Source organism: Pseudomonas sp. GW821-FHT09E04, assembly GCF_059416185.1.
In genome coordinates, this window is record NZ_JBWKOR010000003.1 from 142,577 (window position 1) to 162,692 (window position 20,116).

Here is a 20,116-nt window from a genome sequence, read left to right on the forward strand (position 1 = left end):
TTGTGATCAGGCAGAGACAGCACGCGCCCTGCCAGTCAGGCCCCGGTATCAGGTACCGGTTCGGTCATTCGAATTCAGGAAGATGGCGCGGCACGCGCATGCAGACTCGCGTCGCACGCAGGCACACACAGGAAACCGGGGGGAGAAAGGCTGGCGAAGAACACCGCGGCGCGGTCCGCGCAGGCAGCTGGGGAGATGACAGAATCGTTGACGACGTCCGTCGCCCTGCTCATTGCATCGTCGATTGCAAACCGCGTGATCAATTGAAACCTCGACTTCCATTTGAGGGTCAACGACGAGGAACAGCCTGCGCGGTGGGTGACAGCGCCAGGGTGGTCCCGATCGGCTGCGACTGCCGGGTCTGTAGACACACGGCAATCTTCTGGCGCCGGGTTTGTGACCCGAAGCGCCGCCGGATAATAACCACGTTTTTTGCTGGAGAGGCAAACAAAATGTAGGAAACATGCGAAATAGATATCCGATGTTTCCTACGACACCGAGACCATATCCGGCTGATCCATGCCGCTGAGTATCTGGAGGATGACGCTCAGGACCGGGGGAACTCGACGTAGACAATAACCTTGCCGAATGGCGCACTTGCCATACCTAACGGCAACGTCACCCCCGAATACCCGGCTACTGGCGCATTGATGGTTGCAACCTGCTCTCCCGGCGCCCGGTTATCTGCGGCGACCAGCAGGAAATAGCTGCCATCTGCGGGCGCAACGCCGGCCCATTCAATGGCCAGCGCATTGGGGCCGACTAGATCATCAGCCACGAGATTGCCTTGGGCGTCGAGCACCACAGCTTTAGGTTTCAGGGCACTCTTCGCCAGCCCCATGCACATGTTGTTGCACATCGAGTTGATGTTGATGACGTAGTGCTGCCCCTTGATCAAGCGAAAGTTGAACAGTCGATAATTGCCTTGCTGCGCACCCAGGACAATGCGTGGATCCGTTGCTCCGATCTCCCAACGGTCCGGAAACAATCCACGATTGATCGGCAATGGCGTTGACGGTGCCAGGCGAATGGCTTCCTGGAAAGAGTGGGCAACCGGCGTGGTACTGGACTGAACCTGATCGGTGTAGTCGCGTTGTGAATGGTTGGTACAGCCGGCCACGGCCAGGACCATCGCAAGTGGCAGTAAGTATTTGAGCATCGGGCGTAATCCATCGAGCGCTGACGACGGGAGTCACCAGCCGAATCCAAAAGGTAAATCGTTGTCGGCGGATTGCGCTGAAGCTTGAAAGTTTCAAGCCGATTGTGGCTTGCTGGCAGGCAACTTATCCATGCTCACTGGCAGATAAAAGACATCGCGTTTTCCATTTCTTCCTCTGATGTCTTGTGATAACAAACTCATACGAGCGCCCCAATTCCTGCCAAAAGGAACGGATTTAGCGAGGCTTTGAGGCGGCGCGTATGATTCCCTTTGTCAGTGTGCAGCATTCGCCCCGTTTGTAGCCCGGATACGCAAGCATTGTTGGGTGAGCTCAAACATCTCCGGTGTGATGATGTGCGGATTCGTCTTCAACAAGTTCCAGTAGGTCGCTTTTATCCAGCCGTCATAACATTCCGCCGTCTGGTCGGCCTGAGTACCCACTGCAAACATCTTGGAAAGTGTCATCGTCAGAACGAAAAAAATGGGAGCAATCAGTAGAATATTCAGGACGAACCTGTAGAAGCCTTTCAAGGACTTTGTGTACTCTCGCAGCAGGAAGTAGATGTGTTCCGGATCCTCCACATTTTGGGTATTTAGCGTACGGATGGCATAAACATCTGACTCGGGCACCAGCACTTCGCGCGCGGGAGAAAACGGTGCTTTGCGTGCAATTACTAATTGTTGTAACTCGGCAAGTGAATCACGCAATACACGCACGCTGCCTTCACGGTCGATAAGATCACGATACGAGGCATACTTGAAGACTGTTGGCGCCGTTACCTTGTACACCAGGATAAATGCAAAAAAAGACAGCCCGCTCACCCAATACAAGTAAAGGTCGAAAGGGAACAAATATTGTTTGTTAATAGCCTGTGAAGCCGAGAGGGCTAGAGGCACGACAGTCAAAGCCACAGAGATGAGCATCAGGGCTTTGCTGTTGGCAACCATCGACAGCATTTGCCAATCTTGAGTAAAAACCAGTTCCTTGGCGGCCAGGTTCCGCGCAATCATTATCCCTGCGAGCACAATGCTGGTGACTATGTAGTACTTCCAGGGAATGACCTGCCCTGTAACATACTCAATCAGCAGTATCGCGAGTACGCTAATTATTGATGCGGTTGCCATCGCCAACGCTATCCGAACCCAACGCTGATTAAGCTTGTCCCGGCGTTTCGGGGAGGTGTTCAGGTTATTTTTCCGGTCACAGCGGTCCGACATTACGGTTTCCTTTTTTTGCATGGCTGGGCACCGAGTATCCTTTGGCGCCGGGTTATTCGTGGCCGTAGCCTCTTTTTTGCTCCTGAAGTAGAGCAAATTCGGGCAGCAGTATGCTGACAACTGTGCCGAATTGCATCGATTACGATGCGTCCGATACGGCACAAATGATCTCGGGAGAGGCTACTGGGGCTGGAGATGCAATCAAAACGCAGGAAACGTGCAAAATAAATATCTGACGTTTCCTACATCGATACCTGCATACACCATCAGTCGCGATAGCGTGCAGCCGGCTCACTGCGCGACAGATCAGGCATCAGCTTCTGGCGCGCCGCCTCGTAGGCATTCCAGTCGGCGATTTCAGGAAGCGCCGGAATGGTGACGAACTCGCCTTGGTCGAGGCCGGACAGCGAAGCGTCTACCATATCGTCCGCCCGCATCACAATCGCTTCCGGCAGGTGCTCCAGCGGTGTTCCGGCCACACTCCAGAATTCGGTGGCCGTTGCGCCGGGCAGCACCACCTGAACCCGGACATGCTTGTCCGCCAGTTCGTGACGCAAGGATTGGCTGAACGCCAGGACGAAGGCCTTGGAGCCGCCGTAAACGCCGTTCAACACCTCCGGGGCAATGGCCACGATCGAAGCAATGTTGATCAGCGTGCCGCCGCCACGGGCAACAAAGCCTGGAACGGCCGCGTACGTCAGACGCATCAGCACGTTCACGTTGAGCGTGAGCAAGTCGTCGAGTTTGTCGACGTCCGACTCCAGCAAGGGCTGAGTCGCGCCAACCCCGGCATTGTTCACCAGCAGAGAGATGTTGGCGTCCGTTCTGAGCCGCTCCTCGACCCGTGCCAGATCGGTCCTGTCGGAAAGATCGGCAGCCAGAACTTCAACCTGACGGCCGGTTTCTTCACTCAGGCGCTCAGCCAAAACATTCAGGCGATCGCGATTTCGCGCGACCAGAATCAGGTCATGGCCACGACGGGCCAGGCGTTCAGCGTAAATGGCACCGATGCCGGACGACGCACCGGTGATCAGGGCGGTACCGAGGCGGGATTGAGTCATGTCGAATCTCCAGGGTTGTGGGAAGTACTGGAGAACAGAATGCGACGGCTTGGCCATATCTCAAATGACGTATATGGTAGTGATTCAGGACAACCGAGAAAACACCATGCATCGCATCGGCTACTTGCTCACCGACGGTTTCCAAGTGCTCTCCCTGGCGACTCAAGCCGTTTTCGAGTTTGCCAATCAGATCGCCGAAGAACCCTTCTACAGCGTCGAAAACTTCTCGCCGGACGGCGGCATGGTGCGCTCCTCACTGGGGCTGGCCATGGAAACCCGCCCGCTTGAGGCGCCCGGACTGGCCGATACCTGGATCGTTGTCGGGGTCAACGATCCGGTAAAAACCGATACGGCCTCTGCGGTGCTCGATTTCGTGCGTCAGGCCGGCAATCAGGCGCGGCGCACTGTCGGCATCTGCACCGGCGGCTTCATCCTCGCCGAAGCCGGCCTGTTGACCGGACGCCGCGCCACGACCCACTGGGCCTACGCGCAGGCCTTGCAGAAGCGCCATCCCGAAATCAGCGTCGACGTCGACCGCATCTATATCGTCGACGGCCCCTTCTGGACGTCGGCGGGCATGACCGCCGGCCTCGACCTCGCGGTCGGCATGGTGGAGAAGGATCTGGGCGCCGATATCGCCCGCTCGGTGGCGCACAAACTGGTGATGCACCAGCACCGCTCCGGCGGCCAGTCGCAGCATTCGGAAATGCTCGACCTAGCACCCAAATCCGACCGCATCCAAAGCGCACTGAACTATGCGCGGCAACATTTGAGCCGACCGCTCAGCGTCGAAGAACTGGCCGGCGTGGCACACCTGAGCCCTCGCCAGTTCACCCGCATATTCAGCGCGGAAACCGGCCAATCTCCCGCAAAAGCCATCGAAGGCCTGCGTCTGGAGGCCGCTCGGTTGATGATTGAACAGAGCCGGCATTCCCTTGATGTGGTGGCCAGCGAATCCGGTTTTCGCGATCGGCGCCATATGCGGGAAGCGTTTATCCGAGGCTTCGGTGTGCCTCCGCAGGCGGTACGGCGGGATGCGCGGCAAGTGGTGGGGAAAGTGTAGATATCGAGGACTGACGAGCTGTCACCTTTGTTGGAGCGTTGAAAGGTGCAGGAAAAAAGAAAAATGGCCGAGGTCGTCAGTGACACCTGACAACCTCGGCCATTTTCTTTTCGGCTATTGAGCGACAGCCATCAACCGATCACGTCTTCACCTCGACATGATCCAGCGCCTGATTCACCGCCAACCCCGCGACCATCACCACTTGCGCGATGCCCAGTGCCGTTTTTCGGTGGCCGGGCTCCAGGATCGCGGCGAAGTTGCTGAGCATTTCGCTGGCGGAATCGAGGGATTCGCTGGCATTGGCCAGGAGGGATTCGCTGTTGTAGGCCGGGTTGGCCAGGAACATGGGGTCGTGCTTTGAGTGACTGCCCATGATGCGCTGTTGCGGGGTGAGGTAATGATCGAGGGCGCGTTCGGCGGCTTCGTTCAGGGTTCGGGAATCGGGGAATTGGTAGGGGGAAACCGGGTCGGTTTCGGGTGAGTTGGGTGTTGGTTTGATCATTGATGTAACTCCAGGGTGAGAAAGTGGAGCCATCAACCTCGCTACCAAACGAGGGTGGTGGCCATACGGAGGTTGGTAGACCGGTCACCTGGATACCCGGCGCGTCCGAAGACGCCCTACGCATGGCCACCATAAAAACAGAGGACGAAAGAATCCCTGCAAACTGGCGTTGCGATGCGACAGGTAAACCGGGCTACCAAACCCGATCACTGTTTTTCAGTGACCCGAAAACGATAAAACCCGCGCCCCAGACGCACAAGCCGGCGGATTCTGGCGTAGTCGTAGGCAATGACGCAAGGTTGTGTAGCCTTGAGGAAGTAACGGATGGTGTCTTTTAAACGGGGATTTTTGGGAGGGATAAACGGTTGGATCAGCTCCCCTCTCCATGCTTCCGATTGAGCATCCCAATTCTGTCGCATGGTTTGGCAGCAGACTTAAAGCTTGGCTACGCTGATGGCGAGTGGAACGTAAACTGCTGCAGGTTCATGGCAGCAGTCTTGATGTCGGTGAGCATTTTTTGTCAGCTGGAGGCCTTTGATGAACAAGCGAGACATTATCCTCTTCATCACTGGAAGTGTTGGTCTTGCGTTGTTGGTTATAGCTACGTTGTTCAACGCGTGCCCGACAGTGAGCCAAGAACGAACGCTCAACATTGCCCTTGGACTGATGTCTGCACTGATTGCTGCATGTATCCCAGGTATTTTGAAACTAAAAATTAATGCTTTGCCTGAACTACCGATCCAAGCGGGAGGTGCAATTGCCGTATTTATACTGGTGGTGTGGTTCAAGCCAACTGCATTAGCATCAGAGCCACTCGAACTGCAGTTTACCAACACATCCTGTCAGGGCAACGTGCCTGTGGGCAAAGAGATTAGTATAGAAAAACTCCCTCCGAATTTAGATCCTGCGCAACAGCAACTCAAGTCGGATGATGCTCTGGGTCGCCCCGTTAGTTTTACCTTCAACTACACTTTCGGCGAGTACGCGGGAAGTCGCCAGTGGACTCAAGTGAAACCGGGAGTTTGGGTCGAGATATACCCTAACGAGACACTCTTCTCGGCATTCAGGGAGATAGCGCAGCAAAAACTATTTGACTGCAAGGGAACTGTAGTGCAGCGCCAGGACAGTACCCATCTTCAGATTTTCATTCCTAATAAAGGCTGTGATAACCGGTTGTGGTTCAATAACAGTACCGGTGGCGAATGGGCATATCTAGGAGAAATGAAATCAGTGGAGTAAGACAAAAATGGGTGCCGACCACAGTCGTTGGTAAGCGGCTACAGTAGGTCGCCCTCCCCTTGTTAACCAATACCGACGGGCCAGTATTAGCTATCCTTAAGAAAGAATAGGGACGGATTCTGATGGATCCTCACAAATCGACTCCAAAGCCTGTGCTTGTTGGTGTACCTCGTTTCGCATCACGAGCTCCAACCTCTCCAACGCTTTTCGAGAGGTTGAGTCGCGTCCGCTACGCCAATATTCCAGTCCCAATCTCCACAACGACAACACCGTCCCCTTTTCTGCTGACGGTTGCTGCGCACCGAAACAAGCCGTCGCTCACTCCTGTGGATAAGGCGCTTCATCTGTCGACTGATGCCAAATAGAACCATGGGCTCGGCAGAGCTCAATGGAATATCTGTCGCACAAGATTTCGATGGCTGCTGTATCAAGCGCCTGATCTGAAGAGGCGATTGCCCCACCACAGGTCAGGTACAAGTACAACGCAGCCAGCGCCTCCAGCCTCGACGAGTCGGACTGCACGGTAAACATTGAGACATCTACCTCGCTCGCCTCGATTTCGATGTAAGGGTCATCGCTCTCTCTGTCTTTCACATACAGGGATGTCCAAGAGCGGCTGTTCACTGGGTATGAATTACCATCCGTGTCTAGATTTCGCCCCGGGCCATAGAGCAAATCCAGGAAGCACCTGAAGTCGGGCCGCTCGCTAACGACGGTCACTATGTACATTTGTTCTCCTCAGTCTCGTGCGTATTGTCCGCTTTGGGTCGAAAGCAGCCGCTTTTGGCCGATTTCTGGCTGTCGTGAAGGGCTGCATCCGACTCATCGCTGTGATTGAACTGAGGTAACGAAGCGGGTTTCGAGGCCTGCATTTACTGGCGGTAGCGCATTAATCAAAACTACGGCATCGTCGCCCTGGTTAAGATAGATCAATGAGTCACCGGTCTCGAACGTAACTCTGAATCCGGCGAGCCAAGGCTCTTGCCCGTTGAAAGAGTCAAGAATTCCCTCAACTGCGCAAATTTTCGTGTTCTCGAGTTGGGTTGCTGATAGGGCTGCAAGCAGGTTTTCCCTTTTCCAGGAACATGTCACGTTCGGCTCTATCTCGAAGGAAATCGGCGTATCAGAAGGCAACAAGTCCGCGCCTACTCTTGCGCCATCACTCAAGAGATACATGGATAGAAGTTCTCGCTCGCCAAAATGCCACTCTAGAGAACCTATGTCTCCCAGTTCCTTCTCGTCGTTGAAATAGTACTGGTCGTGCACCAGCGCACCCAGCCGCTTTCCCAAAAGTGAACGTGCGTTTTGCAGATCCAGGACAGCTCTTGTAGGGGATGGGGAGTGTCGGCTAGACATCGGGCAGCTCTATACAGGTCGAAATAGAAGCAGATACTACACAAGCGCCGTTACGTCCGCTTCTGGCCGTTTTCTACCCTCCACGAACGGCACAGATCGGCCAGAAGCAGACGTGCGCAAGTGACGACTGACGGCCAGAAGCGGACATCGCAAGTGACCGCTCCCAGCCAAGAGCTGTCCGTCGAACACGCCGACGCACTATCGCGGACAGTCAATAGGCCCAATGGTCGCGAGGCTCACTGTTGAACCAGTGACCCTATCGTTATATCACTATTTGACATCGCCCATAGAAAGGATTGAAATCACTCCAGCGATGTATAAACCAGTGATTTGCGTTGACGTCAACATTTGGAGAACGAGGCCATAAGGAGTTTCATGGAACTAAAAATTGCATGGTGGAACTGCCATTTATCTGCCCCTTCTACCAAAGCAAAATCTGGCCAGGTGACAACGGAGTTTGTCACCGTGATTCTAAATATGTTGAATTCCAGTGTTGACCTTCTTTGTCTTTGCGAAGTCAATGAAGACAATTGCCGAGATCTGGAAAAGCAGATATTGGTGGCTGCATCGATCGATCCAAAATATGCATCCTATACTGTGCGTTCTTTATACTCAAAGGATGGCAACAGAATAGATGATTATGGCGTTATATATAATCATGAGAAGCTCTCTTCTGCAGTTGATGTGATCGATCTAAATGCCAAGTCCGACGTATCCGAAAAGCATCTAAAGGTCGGTCGAAAACTAGGCTTTAAGTTGAGTGCAGAATTTGATATCTCGGTAATTCTGTGCCATTGGCAAAGTTTGCGCACATATGCTGAAGACGCGCATATCAGGACAGAGATTGCATTAGCGCTTAGAGGATACATCAAAGATATATACGATGACGATCCAAATGCTCTGATTGTTATTTGCGGCGACTTCAATGATGAGCCTTTCAGCAGATCCCTCCAGATGGCATTGAAGGCGAGCCGGGATATCAGTTATGTTAAAGCGCGCAGCGATGCTCTCTTTAATCCGTTCTGGCGACTCGTGGGAATGACCGATCTCGTGACAGGAGCTCACCTGCCAGCTGGAACTTGCGCAAGTACGGATTCTCAACATCTAACCAATTGGAGAACATTTGACCAAATTATTCTATCATCGGGCTTTTTGAAAGATGGCTGGAGTTTCGTAGGGAGCGGCGTAGAAATCATTACAACTCTGAATATCGCTGGTAGCAATTTGAAATGGTCGGATCTCTCTGATCATTATCCTATCGCATGTAATTTGAAGAGGGTCATTTGATGGATTTTCTTAAATTTGTACAGATGGCTGTTGAAAAATCCAACAAATGTCTTGCTGCCGTGGCCGAGGTCGATGAGATTTTCAAAAACGTTAATTCCGACTTAAAGAACTATCCAGCAGGCGAGCTAAGGCTAGTCCGCAGCACATCTGGAAAGGCTCAGATCGAATCAATCGTCGATAAGATCGCAGGTGCCGAGTCTTATTTCTTCAGAAATGATAGGATATTTCTTTCATTAAATACGGAAAGTGGAGAGTTTAGCGTAGATGTTGCGGGTTGGAAACAGCGCGCAACAGGATATCCCTGCGTGCTAAAGTTTGACGGCCAGGAATTAAGTTGTGGCTCTGCTGCGCATTTGGTTAATGGTATATCTGAATTATTGTCTTCAGTTGGTTTTGGTAATGCTGTAAACAACCTGACAAAAAAAGCCTCAGAAGCTAGCATGCAGAAGTCGCGAAAGACTTCAGAGGTAAGCCAACCCTCTCGTTTGAGTTTAGTTAGTAAGTCTGTACAAAAGAGTGCGAGCTCCAAAGCTTCCGCAAAGTCCACAGCCTCTACAATTGCTACGAAGCCTGCAGTTGCTAAGATAGCGGCCAAATCTGGAGCCTCAAAAGTTGCAGCTTCTAAGAGCGCTGCAAAACCCGCTGCCCCTAGGGTTACAGCTTCTAATACTGCCGCGAAACCTACTGCCTCTAAGGGCGCAGCTTCTAAGAGTGCTGCCAAGCCCGAGGCGTCCAAAGCTAAATCTCCTAAGAGCACAGCGAAGCCCGCAACCTCTAGGCCTACAAAAAAACCTGCGGCGGCACAGGCTGTTGCAAAAGCTCCGTCCGCCAAATCCAAATTAAAGCCAGCTGATGTTGACATCTCCGACGGATCCCCAATTGGCAATAACGCCGGCCGGGAGTATCAACAAAATGCGAATAGCGACGTGCCCGTATAGGTGAATCTATTAGGCAAGATGAAAAAAGTGGTCACATTGGTCATAATCTGGATGACCTTTCATAAGTCTAATGTTACTTAGCGAGCAGCAATGAATAGAGGTTTCTTTTCTATTGTGGCCGAGACAGAGGCCTACAAAAATGCGGATAAAGAATGGTTTGTAGAACTGCAACAATATCACAAGTATTGGTATGACTTGGTAGTAAATCCACATGAGGTTGCGGAGTATTTCGATAGCAGGCAACTCATTGTCGACTATCTCAAGCGAATAAAGGCGGCTGTTGAAGCCGGGCTTGAAAAGCGATTCATATACTTCATCTGTTCTCGTGAGCGGGTGCGCTTCAATATTAAGAAAACGCCCTCCTATAATCGAATTACCCGCTCCACAAAATTTCATGTGCTAATTGGTAAAAACAAAATAAAAAAAACGATTCGATGCAAATTCTTTGACATGCAGAGTCAAAAATTCTACCACCCGAAAATAGAACTAACCGACAAGTACATTACCATCACAGATGCGCAAAACCATAATATTACGCTCTCGATCCACGACTTTCTTGAGGATGCGAATATCTTCCTTGGTTTGGATAGTAACGTTGAATATGTAGGCTATACGAAAAATCCTGAGTCGCGACCAACTAACGGCGGACATACTGGGCTGAGTGACACACTCTATAGACTGTCGGAAAACTGCCGTGATTCGTTTATCTATTTTAATCTTTTCAAGATAATCACGCGCGCGGACGATGAGGTTTCCATGCTCAGTTTTGCTTTCGCAAATGCCATGACAGATGAGGTTGACGTGGAACTAGAGGGGAAACTTCTAGAGAAATGCCTTATTTTTTATTTTGATGCAGCAGGGCAAAACAGAAACAAGAAGAATGAGCTGTCAGAGCTAGATAAAAACCTACGGCGGATATCAAAAGAGCAAAAAATAAATAAAATTCGTATTCACTATGAATTCGAAAAAAAGACCGAGTACGCGATATTTTCCTCATCCAAGGTTCGTAGGAGCACACGTCATATGTTTACAGTTCAAACGAATGATAGAGGCGTCGAAATAGTTAATGAACTAGGCCAGACCCGGCCCATAATCTAAAAATATATCGAGCGCGTAAAGCCTCGATATTTATCATGAGAGATTATAGCCTCAACGATGCGTATCACCTTGGCTGCTTTTTGCCGGCAGCGGTCGTTTGCCAATGTCCGCTTCTAGCCGATAGCGGACATTCGTGGAGGCCGAAATCGGCCCTCCCTAAAACACTCACCCCTCACCAACCCGCCCCACAACCCACGCCCAACTATACCCAACCACCCTCCCCGCCAACCCCAACGGAAAATGAATCACCCCATGCGCCGTCTCCGGCAACAAATGCACTTCAACCTCCGCCGCCCTGCCCCAACGCTCAGCCAACTCAAACGTGTCATCCCTGAGCGGATCCAGCTCCGCCGCAAACATCAACGCCGGCGGAAACCCCGTAAAGTCACCGTACAACGGAGACAACGGCGCCTGCCGGCGTTCTTCATCGCTCAATCCCGGCGTGAGCATTTGCAGCGCTTCAACCATCCCCGGCCCATCCAGCAGCAAGGTGTCGGGTCCGGCGTTGCGTACGCTGGGGGTCCCGGTCAGGTCGTAGACGCCGTAGTACAGCAGCGCCCCGCTCACCCGTTTGAGCAGCTCCGGCCATTGTTTGAGTTGCAGCAGGGTTGCGGCGGCGAGGTGGCCGCCGGCCGACTCGCCCACGACGATGACGGGCAGGTTCGCAAACTCGTGGCAGTCATCGCTCAGCAGCCAGCGAGCCGCCGTGAGGCAGTCTTGCATCACGCCTTCAATCGGCGTCGAGACCACAAGCCGATAATCGACGGAGACCACTGCCACATCGCAGGCGTTCACCATGCCGATGTTGAGGTGATCGTTCATTTGCGCATTGCCGATGACCCAGCCGCCGCCATGAAAATCCAATACCACGCCTTTGGCCTTTGTCTTTGGCCGAATGATCCGCACTGGCACTGAAGCGCCGTCGACGCCCACCACTTTGCGTTCTGCCTCGAGCCCGTGCTTGAACAACTTTCTCGCGCCGCCCAATTGGCTGAGGCGTAACAGCATTTGAATCACTCGCGGCGTGATGCGATTACGGATGCGAAAGCGCGGCAGCCGGGCAAGCTTCTTGTTGAAAGCGCGTAATTGCGCCAACTCGTTATCGTCTGCGGGCCAGTCCATTGATGTCTTCATTTCGTCCTATTTATTCGCGGTTGTTGCGCAGAATGGAAAAATTCAACGCCGCCGCGACACACAGCCATGCCAGATAAGGGAACAGAATCAAACCGGTAATCACATCCAGGCGCAATGCCAACACCACCATCGCCGCGACCACCAGCCACAGCAGCGTGATGATCAGCATACCGGCGAAGATGCGATGGGCGCCGAAGAACACCGGTGTCCACAAGGTGTTCAATGCAATTTGCGCCGCCCATAAGGCGAGTACCGTTTCACTGCCGGGCGTCAGGGTCAGACGATAACCGACCCACGCGAGCAACAGGTAGATCGTTGTCCAGGCAACGGGAAACACCCAGTTGGGCGGTGTAAAGCGTGGCTTGTTCAGCGATTCGTACCATGGACCCGGTTGGAAAATCATCCCGGTGCTCGCTGCCGCACCGCAGGCCAACAGGAAAATCAGAAAAGTCATCGTCTGTCCTTGGCTGATATCAGCGCTTTGGGTCTGTTCCTGCTTGGATGCCCGGAGCCATGCAAAAAGTTCATCAACCGTCATCTCGCCTCGTTGATAGGAATAGGCAATGCTCAAAGACAAACCGACATAGGTGGGCGTTTCTGCGATGGATACCATGAGCAGAAACCCCATTCACCGGAGCCCGTCATGTCCACCACCAAGACCCTTTTCATTACCGGCGTCAGCAGCGGCTTCGGCCACGCGCTGGCCAAGGAAGCACTCGCGGCTGGCCATCGCGTCATCGGGACCGTGCGCAAGGAAGCCGACTTGCACGCCTTTCAGTCGCTCTCCGTGGATAACGCTTACGGGGTGATGCTGGATGTCACGGACTTCGACCGGATCGACGGCGTCATTGCCGAAGTTGAAGCGACTCATGGGCCGGTCGATGTGTTGATCAACAACGCCGGTTACGGCCATGAAGGCATCTTCGAAGAGTCACCGCTGGAAGACATGCGCCGCCAGTTCGACGTGAACGTGTTCGGCGCCGTTGCCGTGATCAAGGCGTTCCTGCCCTTCTTTCGCAAGCGGCGTGCGGGCCACATCATCAATATCACCTCGATGGGCGGCACGATCACGATGCCGGGCATCGCCTACTACTGCGGCAGCAAGTTTGCGCTCGAAGGCATCTCCGATACGCTGAGCAAAGAGCTGACGCCCTTCAATATCTTCGTGACCGCCGTTGCACCGGGTTCATTTCGAACCGACTGGGCCGGTCGCTCGATGCAGCGCACACCGCGCAGCATTGCCGACTACGACGCCAGTTTCGATCCGGTGCGCAAGGCGCGAGAAGAAAAGAGCGGCAAGCAGCTCGGTGATCCGCAAAAAGCCGCCCAGGCGATGTTGCAGATCATCGCCAGCCCGACACCACCGGCGCACGTGCTCCTGGGAAGTGACGCGTTGCGCCTGGTGCGTGAAAAGCTCAAACACGCCGCCGGCGAGATCGATCAGTGGGAAGCGTTGACTCGCTCCACCGACCATTGAGCGGGCAATAGAGGGGAAGCAATGAAGCAGGCCGACGCAGGCACCTCGCGCATGGTGCAGCTCATGGAAACGCTCGCACCGGTCGAGGGCTACAACCTCAGTGCGCTTGAAGGTGTCCGCTTCCTGCGCGCGAACCGGCCGCTGACCCGCACACCGGTGCTGTACGACCCGGGCATCGTGATCCTTTGTCAGGGCCAGAAACGCGGTTATCTGGGCGATGACGTCTACGTTTACGACGCCCAGCATTATCTGGTGGTGTCCGTGCCCATCCCCTTCACCATGGAAACCGATGCCACCGAGGCCGAGCCGATGCTCGCGATCTACATGCACCTCGACTTCCAGCTGGCCAGCGAGTTGATGCAGCAAGTGGATGACCTTCACGGCCCAAGCGACGCGCAACCCAAGGGCATGTACGCCTCGCCGATGGACGACAGGCTCCGTGCGTCGACATTGCGTTTTCTTGAAGCAATGAGCATTCCGGGCGAAGCGCAGATTTTGGGGCCATCGCTGCTGCGGGAGATCTACTACCGCATTCTGACGGGTGAACAAGGCGGCTCGATGCGTGCTGCGCTCAATCGACAGGGGCATTTCGGCAAGGTGACTCGGGCGATCCGCAAGATCCACAGCAGCTATCAGGAGCGCCTGGACGTCGAGCAACTCGCTCACGAAGCCCGAATGAGCGTGCCCAACTTTCACCTGCACTTTCGCAGCGTGACGGACACCTCGCCGATGCAGTACTTGAAGTCGACGCGACTGCACCAGGCGCGACTGCTGATGCTGCGCAATGCCATGACCGCTTCGGCAGCGGCGTTCAACGTGGGTTATGAAAGCGCCTCGCAGTTCAGTCGCGAGTTCAAACGCTTTTTCGGCAGGACGCCGCAGGCGGAGATCGAGTGGATGAAAGCAACCTATGCCTTGCCTGCGCCGACTACACCCTCGGAGTATGTTTCGTCGCATTGATCGCCCTCTCCCGCGCTTCCCCCATTTCTGGGAAACCGCCTTGCGCTCTTCGCTATAACCTTATAAGCGACCGCGAATTAGACTGGCTGCAGTTCAGTTCGCATCGCGATTAAGGAAGACAACATGCAAGAAATTTTCAGCATCAACTGGTTGCTCTGGCTATCAACCATGGTGCCGCTGACCCTCAGTGCAGGCCCTGGCAATCTGATGGTGGCGACCTCGGGTGCGCAAAGCGGTGTGCGCCGCTCGGTCCGGTTCATTGCCGGCCTGGATATCACTTACTTCCTGATCGCCGTGCTGGTCGGACTGGGCCTTTATCACACGCTCATGAACAGCCCGACGCTGGTCTGGGTTCTGCAAGTCGTCGGCAGTTTCTACATTCTGTACCTGGGCATCCGGCTGTTGCGTCGCCCGCTCAAGGCGCCCAGCGACAAGGCCATGCACCTGCAATTCAAGGACGGGATCGTTGTGCAACTGGGCAATGTTCAGGGCATCGTGATGTTGCTGGTGATGTTCTCGACCTTCATGCCCTCCGGTGAAACCAGCAGCAGTGTCGTGCTGATCCTGAGCGCCGCACTGATCTCACTGAATTTCTTCTCGCATGTCATCTGGGTCTCGCTGGGCTCGACCGTGCAGAAACTGATCCAGTCACGCCCCAGATTACTGGTGTTCCAGAACGCCGCATTTGGTCTGATGCTGATCGCCGTGGCGGTCTGGATTTTCCTGCGTATCGGCCCACTGTAAGGAGGACCTATGACCCATGCACACGGGATCGTCTTCGCCACACCAGGTCAACCGGACGTCCTCGAATTACGCGAATACAGACTGCGCGCCGCAGGCCCCGAGGAGATCACGGTTGCCATCGAAGCGGCGGGGGTGAACTTCATCGACCTGCACCGTCGCAGTGGTGCTCTGGAGGACGGTTCGCCGTTTCCCAGGGGGCTGGGCATGGAAGGTGCCGGTCGCGTAGTCGAATGTGGAGCCCAGGTAAAAGGCTTCGCCCCCGGTGACCGGGTTGCGTTCGTCGACAACTCGACCGGGAGTTACGCCAGCCACGCAATCCTTCCGGCCGCACGTGCCATTCGCCTGCCCGATGATGCACCCGCCGAGGTCGTCGCGGCGTTGATGTTCAAGGGGTTGACGGCCGAATACCTGACTCATCGTTGCGTCCCGCTCAAGCCTGACGATTATGTTGTCTGGCACGCCGCTGCCGGAGGCGTGGGCAGCATTGCCACCCGCTGGCTGGTCGCTCGAGGCATGCGCGTCATCGGCCTCGCGTCGACCGAAGCCAAGCGCAAACAAGTGCTGGAGGCCGGATGCATTGCCGCTCTCGACGCGGGCGCCCCGGGCGCAGCAGCATCCATTCGTGAATTGACCGAGGGCAAGGGTGCTCATGTGGTGTTCGATTCTGTCGGGCACGACACCGTGGAGCTGTCGCTGGCCAGTTTGCGCCAGCGCGGTCATCTCGTGCTGTTTGGCAATGCCTCGGGCGATGTGACCGGGTTCAACCTGTCACGGCTTGGGCAATTGGGCTCATTGCATGTCACCCGGCCCTCCTTGAAGCACTACATCGGCCAGGACGCCGAACTCGCCGACGCTGCCTCGCGTGTGCTGCTGGCCCTGTCCGACGGTTCGATCCAGGCCCCTCGGATAACGCGCCTGCCGCTGGCCATGGCCGCTGAAGCCCATCGCATGATGCAAGACCGGGAAACCCGGGGCTCGCTGATCCTGGTCCCCTGACCTCGCAGCAAAACGGCCGTCAGTGAATTTCGGCCGTTTTGCTGTGAAACAGCTCCGTCAGATACTCCACCACCCGATCGACACGACTGACGCCCTGCGTCGCCTGATTGCGCAGCAACCAGATATCCGAGGTGCGTGACGGCCGGTCGGGCAACACCTGCAGCAAACCGGACTGGTGGCCGACATAGGCCGGCAACGCGGCGATGCCAAGGTTGGCCTCGACCGCTTTCAGCTGAGCGTTGAGGTTGGACACACGCATCCAGAGCTTCTGATCACCACTGACTTCACTCAGCCACTGCGCCAGCGGCATGTAAGCCATCTCCTCGGTCCAGCCGATCAGGTTGTGATCCTTCAAGTCGCCGGGCTCCATGGGCAGCCCATGGGTTGCGGCATATCCCTGGGAACAGAACAGCCCCTGCATCAGCGTGCCCACCCGGCGCATGGTGAAGTTGCCGTTATCGGGCCTGCGCAACCGGACAATGATGTCGCTGTGGCTTTGCGTGAGTTTGGAGGACACCGCCGAGTTGATGAAATCGAAGCTGATTTCCGGATGCTGATCACGGAATGCGGCAAGCCCCGGAATGATCAGGTGCGTGCCCATCAGTTCAGGACAATCGATACGCACCTGCCCCGCCATCCGGTCCCCCGGTTGCGACATCTGCCGCTCCATCAGTTTGAAGCGTTCCTCGGTTTCCAGTGCCAGTGGCAGCAACGTGCGGCCCGCCTCCGTGAGGAAATAGCCATTGGTCTTCTTCGAGAACAGCACAGTGCCGAGCGATTCCTCGAGCGCGGCGATCTTGCGCGATACCGTCGAGGCCGAGACCTTGAGCGAAATTCCGGCCTCGGTCACGTTGTTCGATTTGGCGACGAAGACAAAAACCTTCAGATCATCCCAGTCCATGTTGATGACATACCCAAAAATGGAAAATCGATCCCCACCTATTTCTATTCGAAATAATTCGAGGCCACGTTAGAGTTTTTGCACGGAGCAAAACCCAGAGGAAACATGGATGATACGTAATTCAATGCGCGCCCTTCCAGGGTTCATGCAGCCGTTCTTGAGCTGGCTGACGGCCAAACCTCTGCCCGAAGACCTCGATCGGGTCCGCGTCCTGAAACCGATGCACCATATCCTTGTGTCGGCGGGATTAATAGCCTCCGGCACGCTGCTGGCCGGCATCGGTTACCTGCACGGCAACGTTGCACTCTGGCTGCTGGGCTTCGTCGTGGCGACCGGGGGCATCAAGCAGATGCAAGTGATGATCTGCCACAACTGCGCTCACGACATGGTCTTTGAATCACGCGAGAAGAACCTGACCGTGGGCCGGATCATTTCCGGCGCCCTGATGCTCAAGCCTTTCGATACGTACAAGCATGAGCACACGCTGCATCACAGCTCCAAAACCCTGCTGACCGACGATGACGACACCCTCTCCTACCTGCAAAGCGTGGTAGGGCTGAAGCCGTCCGACAGCATCACCACCATGTGGACCAAACTGGTGTCCACGGCGTTTTCCCCGCTCGCCATCCTGCGCTCGTTCTGGGGGCGACTGAAGGCCTCCGCAACGGCGCCAAACCGACGCGTCTCGGCACTGACCCTCCTGTTCTGGGCGAGCCTTGCGCTGTTGTCGATCGTTTTGGGCCATTTCGATCTGTTCATGATGGCCTGGGTCGTGCCGGTCTTCGCGGGTTACCACATCAGCACCACCTTCCGCCTCGCCGCCGAACACACCTGGCCAAGCGTGGATGTCCTGGAGCGACGCGGCATCGACTTCATCTGCGAAAGCACGACAGCGGTGTTCATCGGCGAAGAACTGCACATCCCCGACGGCGCAGGCACCGTTCGACGCTACGCCCATATCGGCCTGTGGCTGATCAAGATGCTCGCGTTCCACTTGTTCATTCGCCTGTTTGTAATGGTCGGTGATACGCCGTGCCACGACTTCCACCACCGCCGCCCGCGATCCAAGGAGTGGCCGAACTACATCACCGCCCGCGAGCGCGACAGGATCGAAGGCTCAAAACCCTTCCCGACCAACTACGGGGAGAACTGGGGATACATCAACGCGGTCACGACGAACTTTCGCAACTTTCAACGGGCACTCCCGTATTACGCAGCCAGGAATGCAACTTAAAAGGGACTTTAACGATGACGTTCAAACAAACCGCACTGCTCACCACCGTACCTTCGGACTCTCACAGCTGGAACCTGGTGTTCATGGAGTTCCTGCTCAACGACCTTGGCTACAAGGTCGAAAACCTGGGGCCCAACACCCCGATGGATGAGGTGGTCTCGCGGCTCAATCGCAACGGTAGCGCAATCGTTGTGGTCAGCACGGTCAACGGCCACGGCTACCTTGAGGGCGCCGAACTCGCCCGGCGCATTCGTGCCGAGACCGATCACTCGGAAGGGCTGTATATCGGTGGCAAGATCTGCACCGAAAACGATCCGCAGACCATCGCCCGGCACAGCGAAACCCTCAGGACGGCAGGCTTTGATGAAGTGTTCGACGACAGTGTCGCGAACAGCTTCGATGCCTTTCAGGAGCTGGTGACAGCGCAGCTTTATCCGACGCATTACCTGGAAAAACGGGTCGCTCGATGACCCGCGACACCGCCCCCTCAGGTCCAGATAAAGGTTTGCCAGGATGATCGACTTCAACACGCATGTCCTTGAACAGTTCGACGCACGCGGCCCGGTACTTCAGCCGCGCATGGGTTTCAGTGACCCGGCCCGCATGCAGGCGGGTCTGGAGGCCACAGCGGCAAGCCGGGCAAACACCGTTTGCACCATCACCCTTGATGCATTCACACGGGTGAACAACCTTGAGGCGGCACAACGGGCCATCGATACGGCTTCCATGCTCAATGGCTACCCGATCGTCAACCATCCACCGGCACAGACCCGTACCATGCTAGGTCAGATTCACGACCGCTACCGACTGCCGGTGCAGATTCGCCATGGCTCGCCCAACCCGCTGCACATTTTCCAGCGCATGGTCGAGATCGGCCTGGCCACCACCGAAGGCGGACCGATCTCTTATTGCCTGCCTTACAGCCGCACACCGCTGCGCGAAGCCTTCGGCCACTGGGAGAAATCCTGCCAGGTGCTGGCCCAGGGCGTAGAGCAGAGTCATATCGAAAGCTTTGCCGGCTGCATGATGGGGCAGATGTGCGACCCGGTCATTCTGGTTGCACTCAACATCCTTGAAGGGCTCTTCTTGCGCTCCCACGGGATCAAGACCTTGTCCTTCTCCTATGCCCAGGGCACCTCGCCGGTACAGGACCGCGCCGCAGTGACGGCGCTGCAACAGCTGGCGGCCGAGTACTTCGCACCGGGCAGTTATCACTTTGTCGGCTATGTGTTCATGGGGTTCTTCCCCCGGACCCTGGGTGGCTTCTGCCGAATCACCGGCGATGCGCTGGGCATGATCCGCGCGACAGGCGTGCAAAGGGTCATCATCAAGACGCCGGTGGAATCACGGCGGATTCCCCGGATCGAGGAGAACATCGCGGCCCTGGAATACGCGGATTATTGCCTGCACACCGACGGCGTTCTGCCGGATATCCCGTTCGATGCGCAGGAACACGCGCGCATTCTGGGGGCCGCAAAACGGCTGATCGAGGGGACGTTGAAGCGCGATACCAATCTGTCCGAAGCCATCCTCAGTGCCTTCGACAGTGGATTCCTGTCGATCCCCTACTGCCTCCACCCGGATAACAAGCGCAGCGCCGGCACCGTGCTGACTCCGCAGAACTACTATCACGGCTTCGAAGGCGAGCGCGTGGAGAACGCGTTCTCTTTCCTCGCGGCGCTGCGACAAAACATCCGTACCTATGACGGCGTGCTTTGAGTAACCGTCTACGTTAATGGGAGGCTGTTC

General features: G+C 55.5%; 21 protein-coding genes. 12 read left to right on the plus strand and 9 right to left on the minus strand.

Annotated elements, in window-relative coordinates:
• Positions 1–547: 547 nt before the first annotated feature.
• The 3 genes from AC07N4_RS11885 to AC07N4_RS11895 form a co-directional block, all read right to left on the minus strand.
• On the minus strand, positions 548–1,159 hold the full coding sequence (locus tag AC07N4_RS11885; protein ID WP_273535881.1) for a hypothetical protein: 612 nt from the start codon (positions 1,157–1,159) through the stop codon (positions 548–550).
• A 273-nt stretch (positions 1,160–1,432) separates the two neighbouring features.
• Entirely contained in the window at positions 1,433–2,377 is a 945-nt protein-coding gene (locus AC07N4_RS11890; protein ID WP_273535883.1) for a lysophospholipid acyltransferase family protein, read from the minus strand.
• A gap of 266 nt (positions 2,378–2,643) precedes the next feature.
• The gene (locus AC07N4_RS11895; RefSeq protein WP_493066184.1) at positions 2,644–3,438 is read right to left on the minus strand and encodes an SDR family NAD(P)-dependent oxidoreductase; all 795 of its coding nucleotides are present in this window, start codon (positions 3,436–3,438) and stop codon (positions 2,644–2,646) included.
• A gap of 106 nt (positions 3,439–3,544) precedes the next feature.
• On the opposite strand from AC07N4_RS11895, the gene AC07N4_RS11900 reads away from it, so the two are divergent.
• Positions 3,545–4,501 carry a GlxA family transcriptional regulator gene (locus AC07N4_RS11900; RefSeq protein WP_493066255.1) on the plus strand — a complete coding sequence of 319 codons (957 nt, stop codon included), beginning with the start codon at positions 3,545–3,547 and terminating at the stop codon, positions 4,499–4,501.
• Between the two features lie 139 nt (positions 4,502–4,640).
• On the opposite strand, the gene AC07N4_RS11905 is transcribed toward AC07N4_RS11900, so the two are convergent.
• Positions 4,641–5,003 (minus strand): DUF6124 family protein, encoded by a 363-nt coding sequence (locus AC07N4_RS11905; protein ID WP_493066183.1) that lies wholly within the window; start codon positions 5,001–5,003, stop codon positions 4,641–4,643.
• Between the two features lie 537 nt (positions 5,004–5,540).
• On the opposite strand from AC07N4_RS11905, the gene AC07N4_RS11910 reads away from it, so the two are divergent.
• Positions 5,541–6,242: a hypothetical protein gene (locus tag AC07N4_RS11910; RefSeq protein WP_493066182.1), complete on the plus strand. Its 702-nt coding sequence runs from the start codon at positions 5,541–5,543 to the stop codon at positions 6,240–6,242.
• A 318-nt stretch (positions 6,243–6,560) separates the two neighbouring features.
• Here AC07N4_RS11910 and AC07N4_RS11915 read toward each other — a convergent pair whose 3' ends face one another.
• Entirely contained in the window at positions 6,561–6,971 is a 411-nt protein-coding gene (locus tag AC07N4_RS11915; RefSeq protein ID WP_493066181.1) for a hypothetical protein, read from the minus strand.
• A 93-nt stretch (positions 6,972–7,064) separates the two neighbouring features.
• Positions 7,065–7,508, minus strand: a complete 444-nt coding sequence (locus tag AC07N4_RS11920; RefSeq protein WP_493066180.1) for a hypothetical protein — start codon at positions 7,506–7,508, stop codon at positions 7,065–7,067.
• Between the two features lie 465 nt (positions 7,509–7,973).
• On the opposite strand from AC07N4_RS11920, the gene AC07N4_RS11925 reads away from it, so the two are divergent.
• The 3 genes from AC07N4_RS11925 (at position 7,974) to AC07N4_RS11935 (ending at position 10,921) form a co-directional block, all read left to right on the plus strand.
• On the plus strand, positions 7,974–8,885 hold the full coding sequence (locus AC07N4_RS11925; RefSeq protein ID WP_493066179.1) for an endonuclease/exonuclease/phosphatase family protein: 912 nt from the start codon (positions 7,974–7,976) through the stop codon (positions 8,883–8,885).
• Positions 8,885–9,823 (plus strand): hypothetical protein, encoded by a 939-nt coding sequence (locus AC07N4_RS11930; protein WP_493066178.1) that lies wholly within the window; start codon positions 8,885–8,887, stop codon positions 9,821–9,823. Before AC07N4_RS11925 ends, AC07N4_RS11930 begins: the two co-directional genes overlap by 1 nt.
• Positions 9,824–9,913: 90 nt before the next feature.
• Complete coding sequence (locus AC07N4_RS11935; RefSeq protein WP_493066177.1) at positions 9,914–10,921, plus strand: hypothetical protein; 1,008 nt, start codon at positions 9,914–9,916, stop codon at positions 10,919–10,921.
• Positions 10,922–11,086: 165 nt separating this feature from the next.
• Here the strand turns inward: AC07N4_RS11935 and AC07N4_RS11940 are convergent, their stop codons facing one another.
• Both AC07N4_RS11940 and tspO read right to left on the minus strand, forming a co-directional pair.
• Positions 11,087–12,055, minus strand: a complete 969-nt coding sequence (locus tag AC07N4_RS11940; RefSeq protein WP_493066176.1) for an alpha/beta hydrolase — start codon at positions 12,053–12,055, stop codon at positions 11,087–11,089.
• A gap of 10 nt (positions 12,056–12,065) precedes the next feature.
• Entirely contained in the window at positions 12,066–12,509 is a 444-nt protein-coding gene (gene tspO / locus AC07N4_RS11945; RefSeq protein ID WP_493066254.1) for a tryptophan-rich sensory protein TspO, read from the minus strand.
• A 189-nt stretch (positions 12,510–12,698) separates the two neighbouring features.
• Here tspO and AC07N4_RS11950 point away from each other — a divergent pair, with 189 nt between their 5' ends.
• From AC07N4_RS11950 to AC07N4_RS11965, 4 genes are all read left to right on the plus strand, one after another.
• Positions 12,699–13,532, plus strand: a complete 834-nt coding sequence (locus tag AC07N4_RS11950) for an oxidoreductase (protein WP_493066175.1) — start codon at positions 12,699–12,701, stop codon at positions 13,530–13,532.
• Between the two features lie 21 nt (positions 13,533–13,553).
• Positions 13,554–14,492, plus strand: a complete 939-nt coding sequence (locus tag AC07N4_RS11955; protein ID WP_493066174.1) for an AraC family transcriptional regulator — start codon at positions 13,554–13,556, stop codon at positions 14,490–14,492.
• A gap of 123 nt (positions 14,493–14,615) precedes the next feature.
• Positions 14,616–15,236 (plus strand): LysE family translocator, encoded by a 621-nt coding sequence (locus AC07N4_RS11960; RefSeq protein ID WP_102622098.1) that lies wholly within the window; start codon positions 14,616–14,618, stop codon positions 15,234–15,236.
• A gap of 9 nt (positions 15,237–15,245) precedes the next feature.
• Positions 15,246–16,232, plus strand: a complete 987-nt coding sequence (locus tag AC07N4_RS11965; RefSeq protein ID WP_102622099.1) for a quinone oxidoreductase family protein — start codon at positions 15,246–15,248, stop codon at positions 16,230–16,232.
• 19 nt (positions 16,233–16,251) lie between these two features.
• On the opposite strand, the gene AC07N4_RS11970 is transcribed toward AC07N4_RS11965, so the two are convergent.
• Entirely contained in the window at positions 16,252–17,133 is an 882-nt protein-coding gene (locus tag AC07N4_RS11970) for a LysR family transcriptional regulator (protein ID WP_493066173.1), read from the minus strand.
• 109 nt (positions 17,134–17,242) lie between these two features.
• On the opposite strand from AC07N4_RS11970, the gene AC07N4_RS11975 reads away from it, so the two are divergent.
• From AC07N4_RS11975 to AC07N4_RS11985, 3 genes are read left to right on the plus strand one after another with little or no spacing between them, the layout of a single operon-like run.
• Complete coding sequence (locus AC07N4_RS11975) at positions 17,243–18,367, plus strand: fatty acid desaturase (protein WP_173861330.1); 1,125 nt, start codon at positions 17,243–17,245, stop codon at positions 18,365–18,367.
• Between the two features lie 14 nt (positions 18,368–18,381).
• Positions 18,382–18,837, plus strand: coding sequence for a cobalamin B12-binding domain-containing protein (locus AC07N4_RS11980; RefSeq protein ID WP_102622101.1), 456 nt, complete (start codon positions 18,382–18,384; stop codon positions 18,835–18,837).
• A 43-nt stretch (positions 18,838–18,880) separates the two neighbouring features.
• Positions 18,881–20,086 (plus strand): methylaspartate mutase, encoded by a 1,206-nt coding sequence (locus AC07N4_RS11985; RefSeq protein WP_102622102.1) that lies wholly within the window; start codon positions 18,881–18,883, stop codon positions 20,084–20,086.
• Positions 20,087–20,116 lie beyond the last annotated feature (30 nt).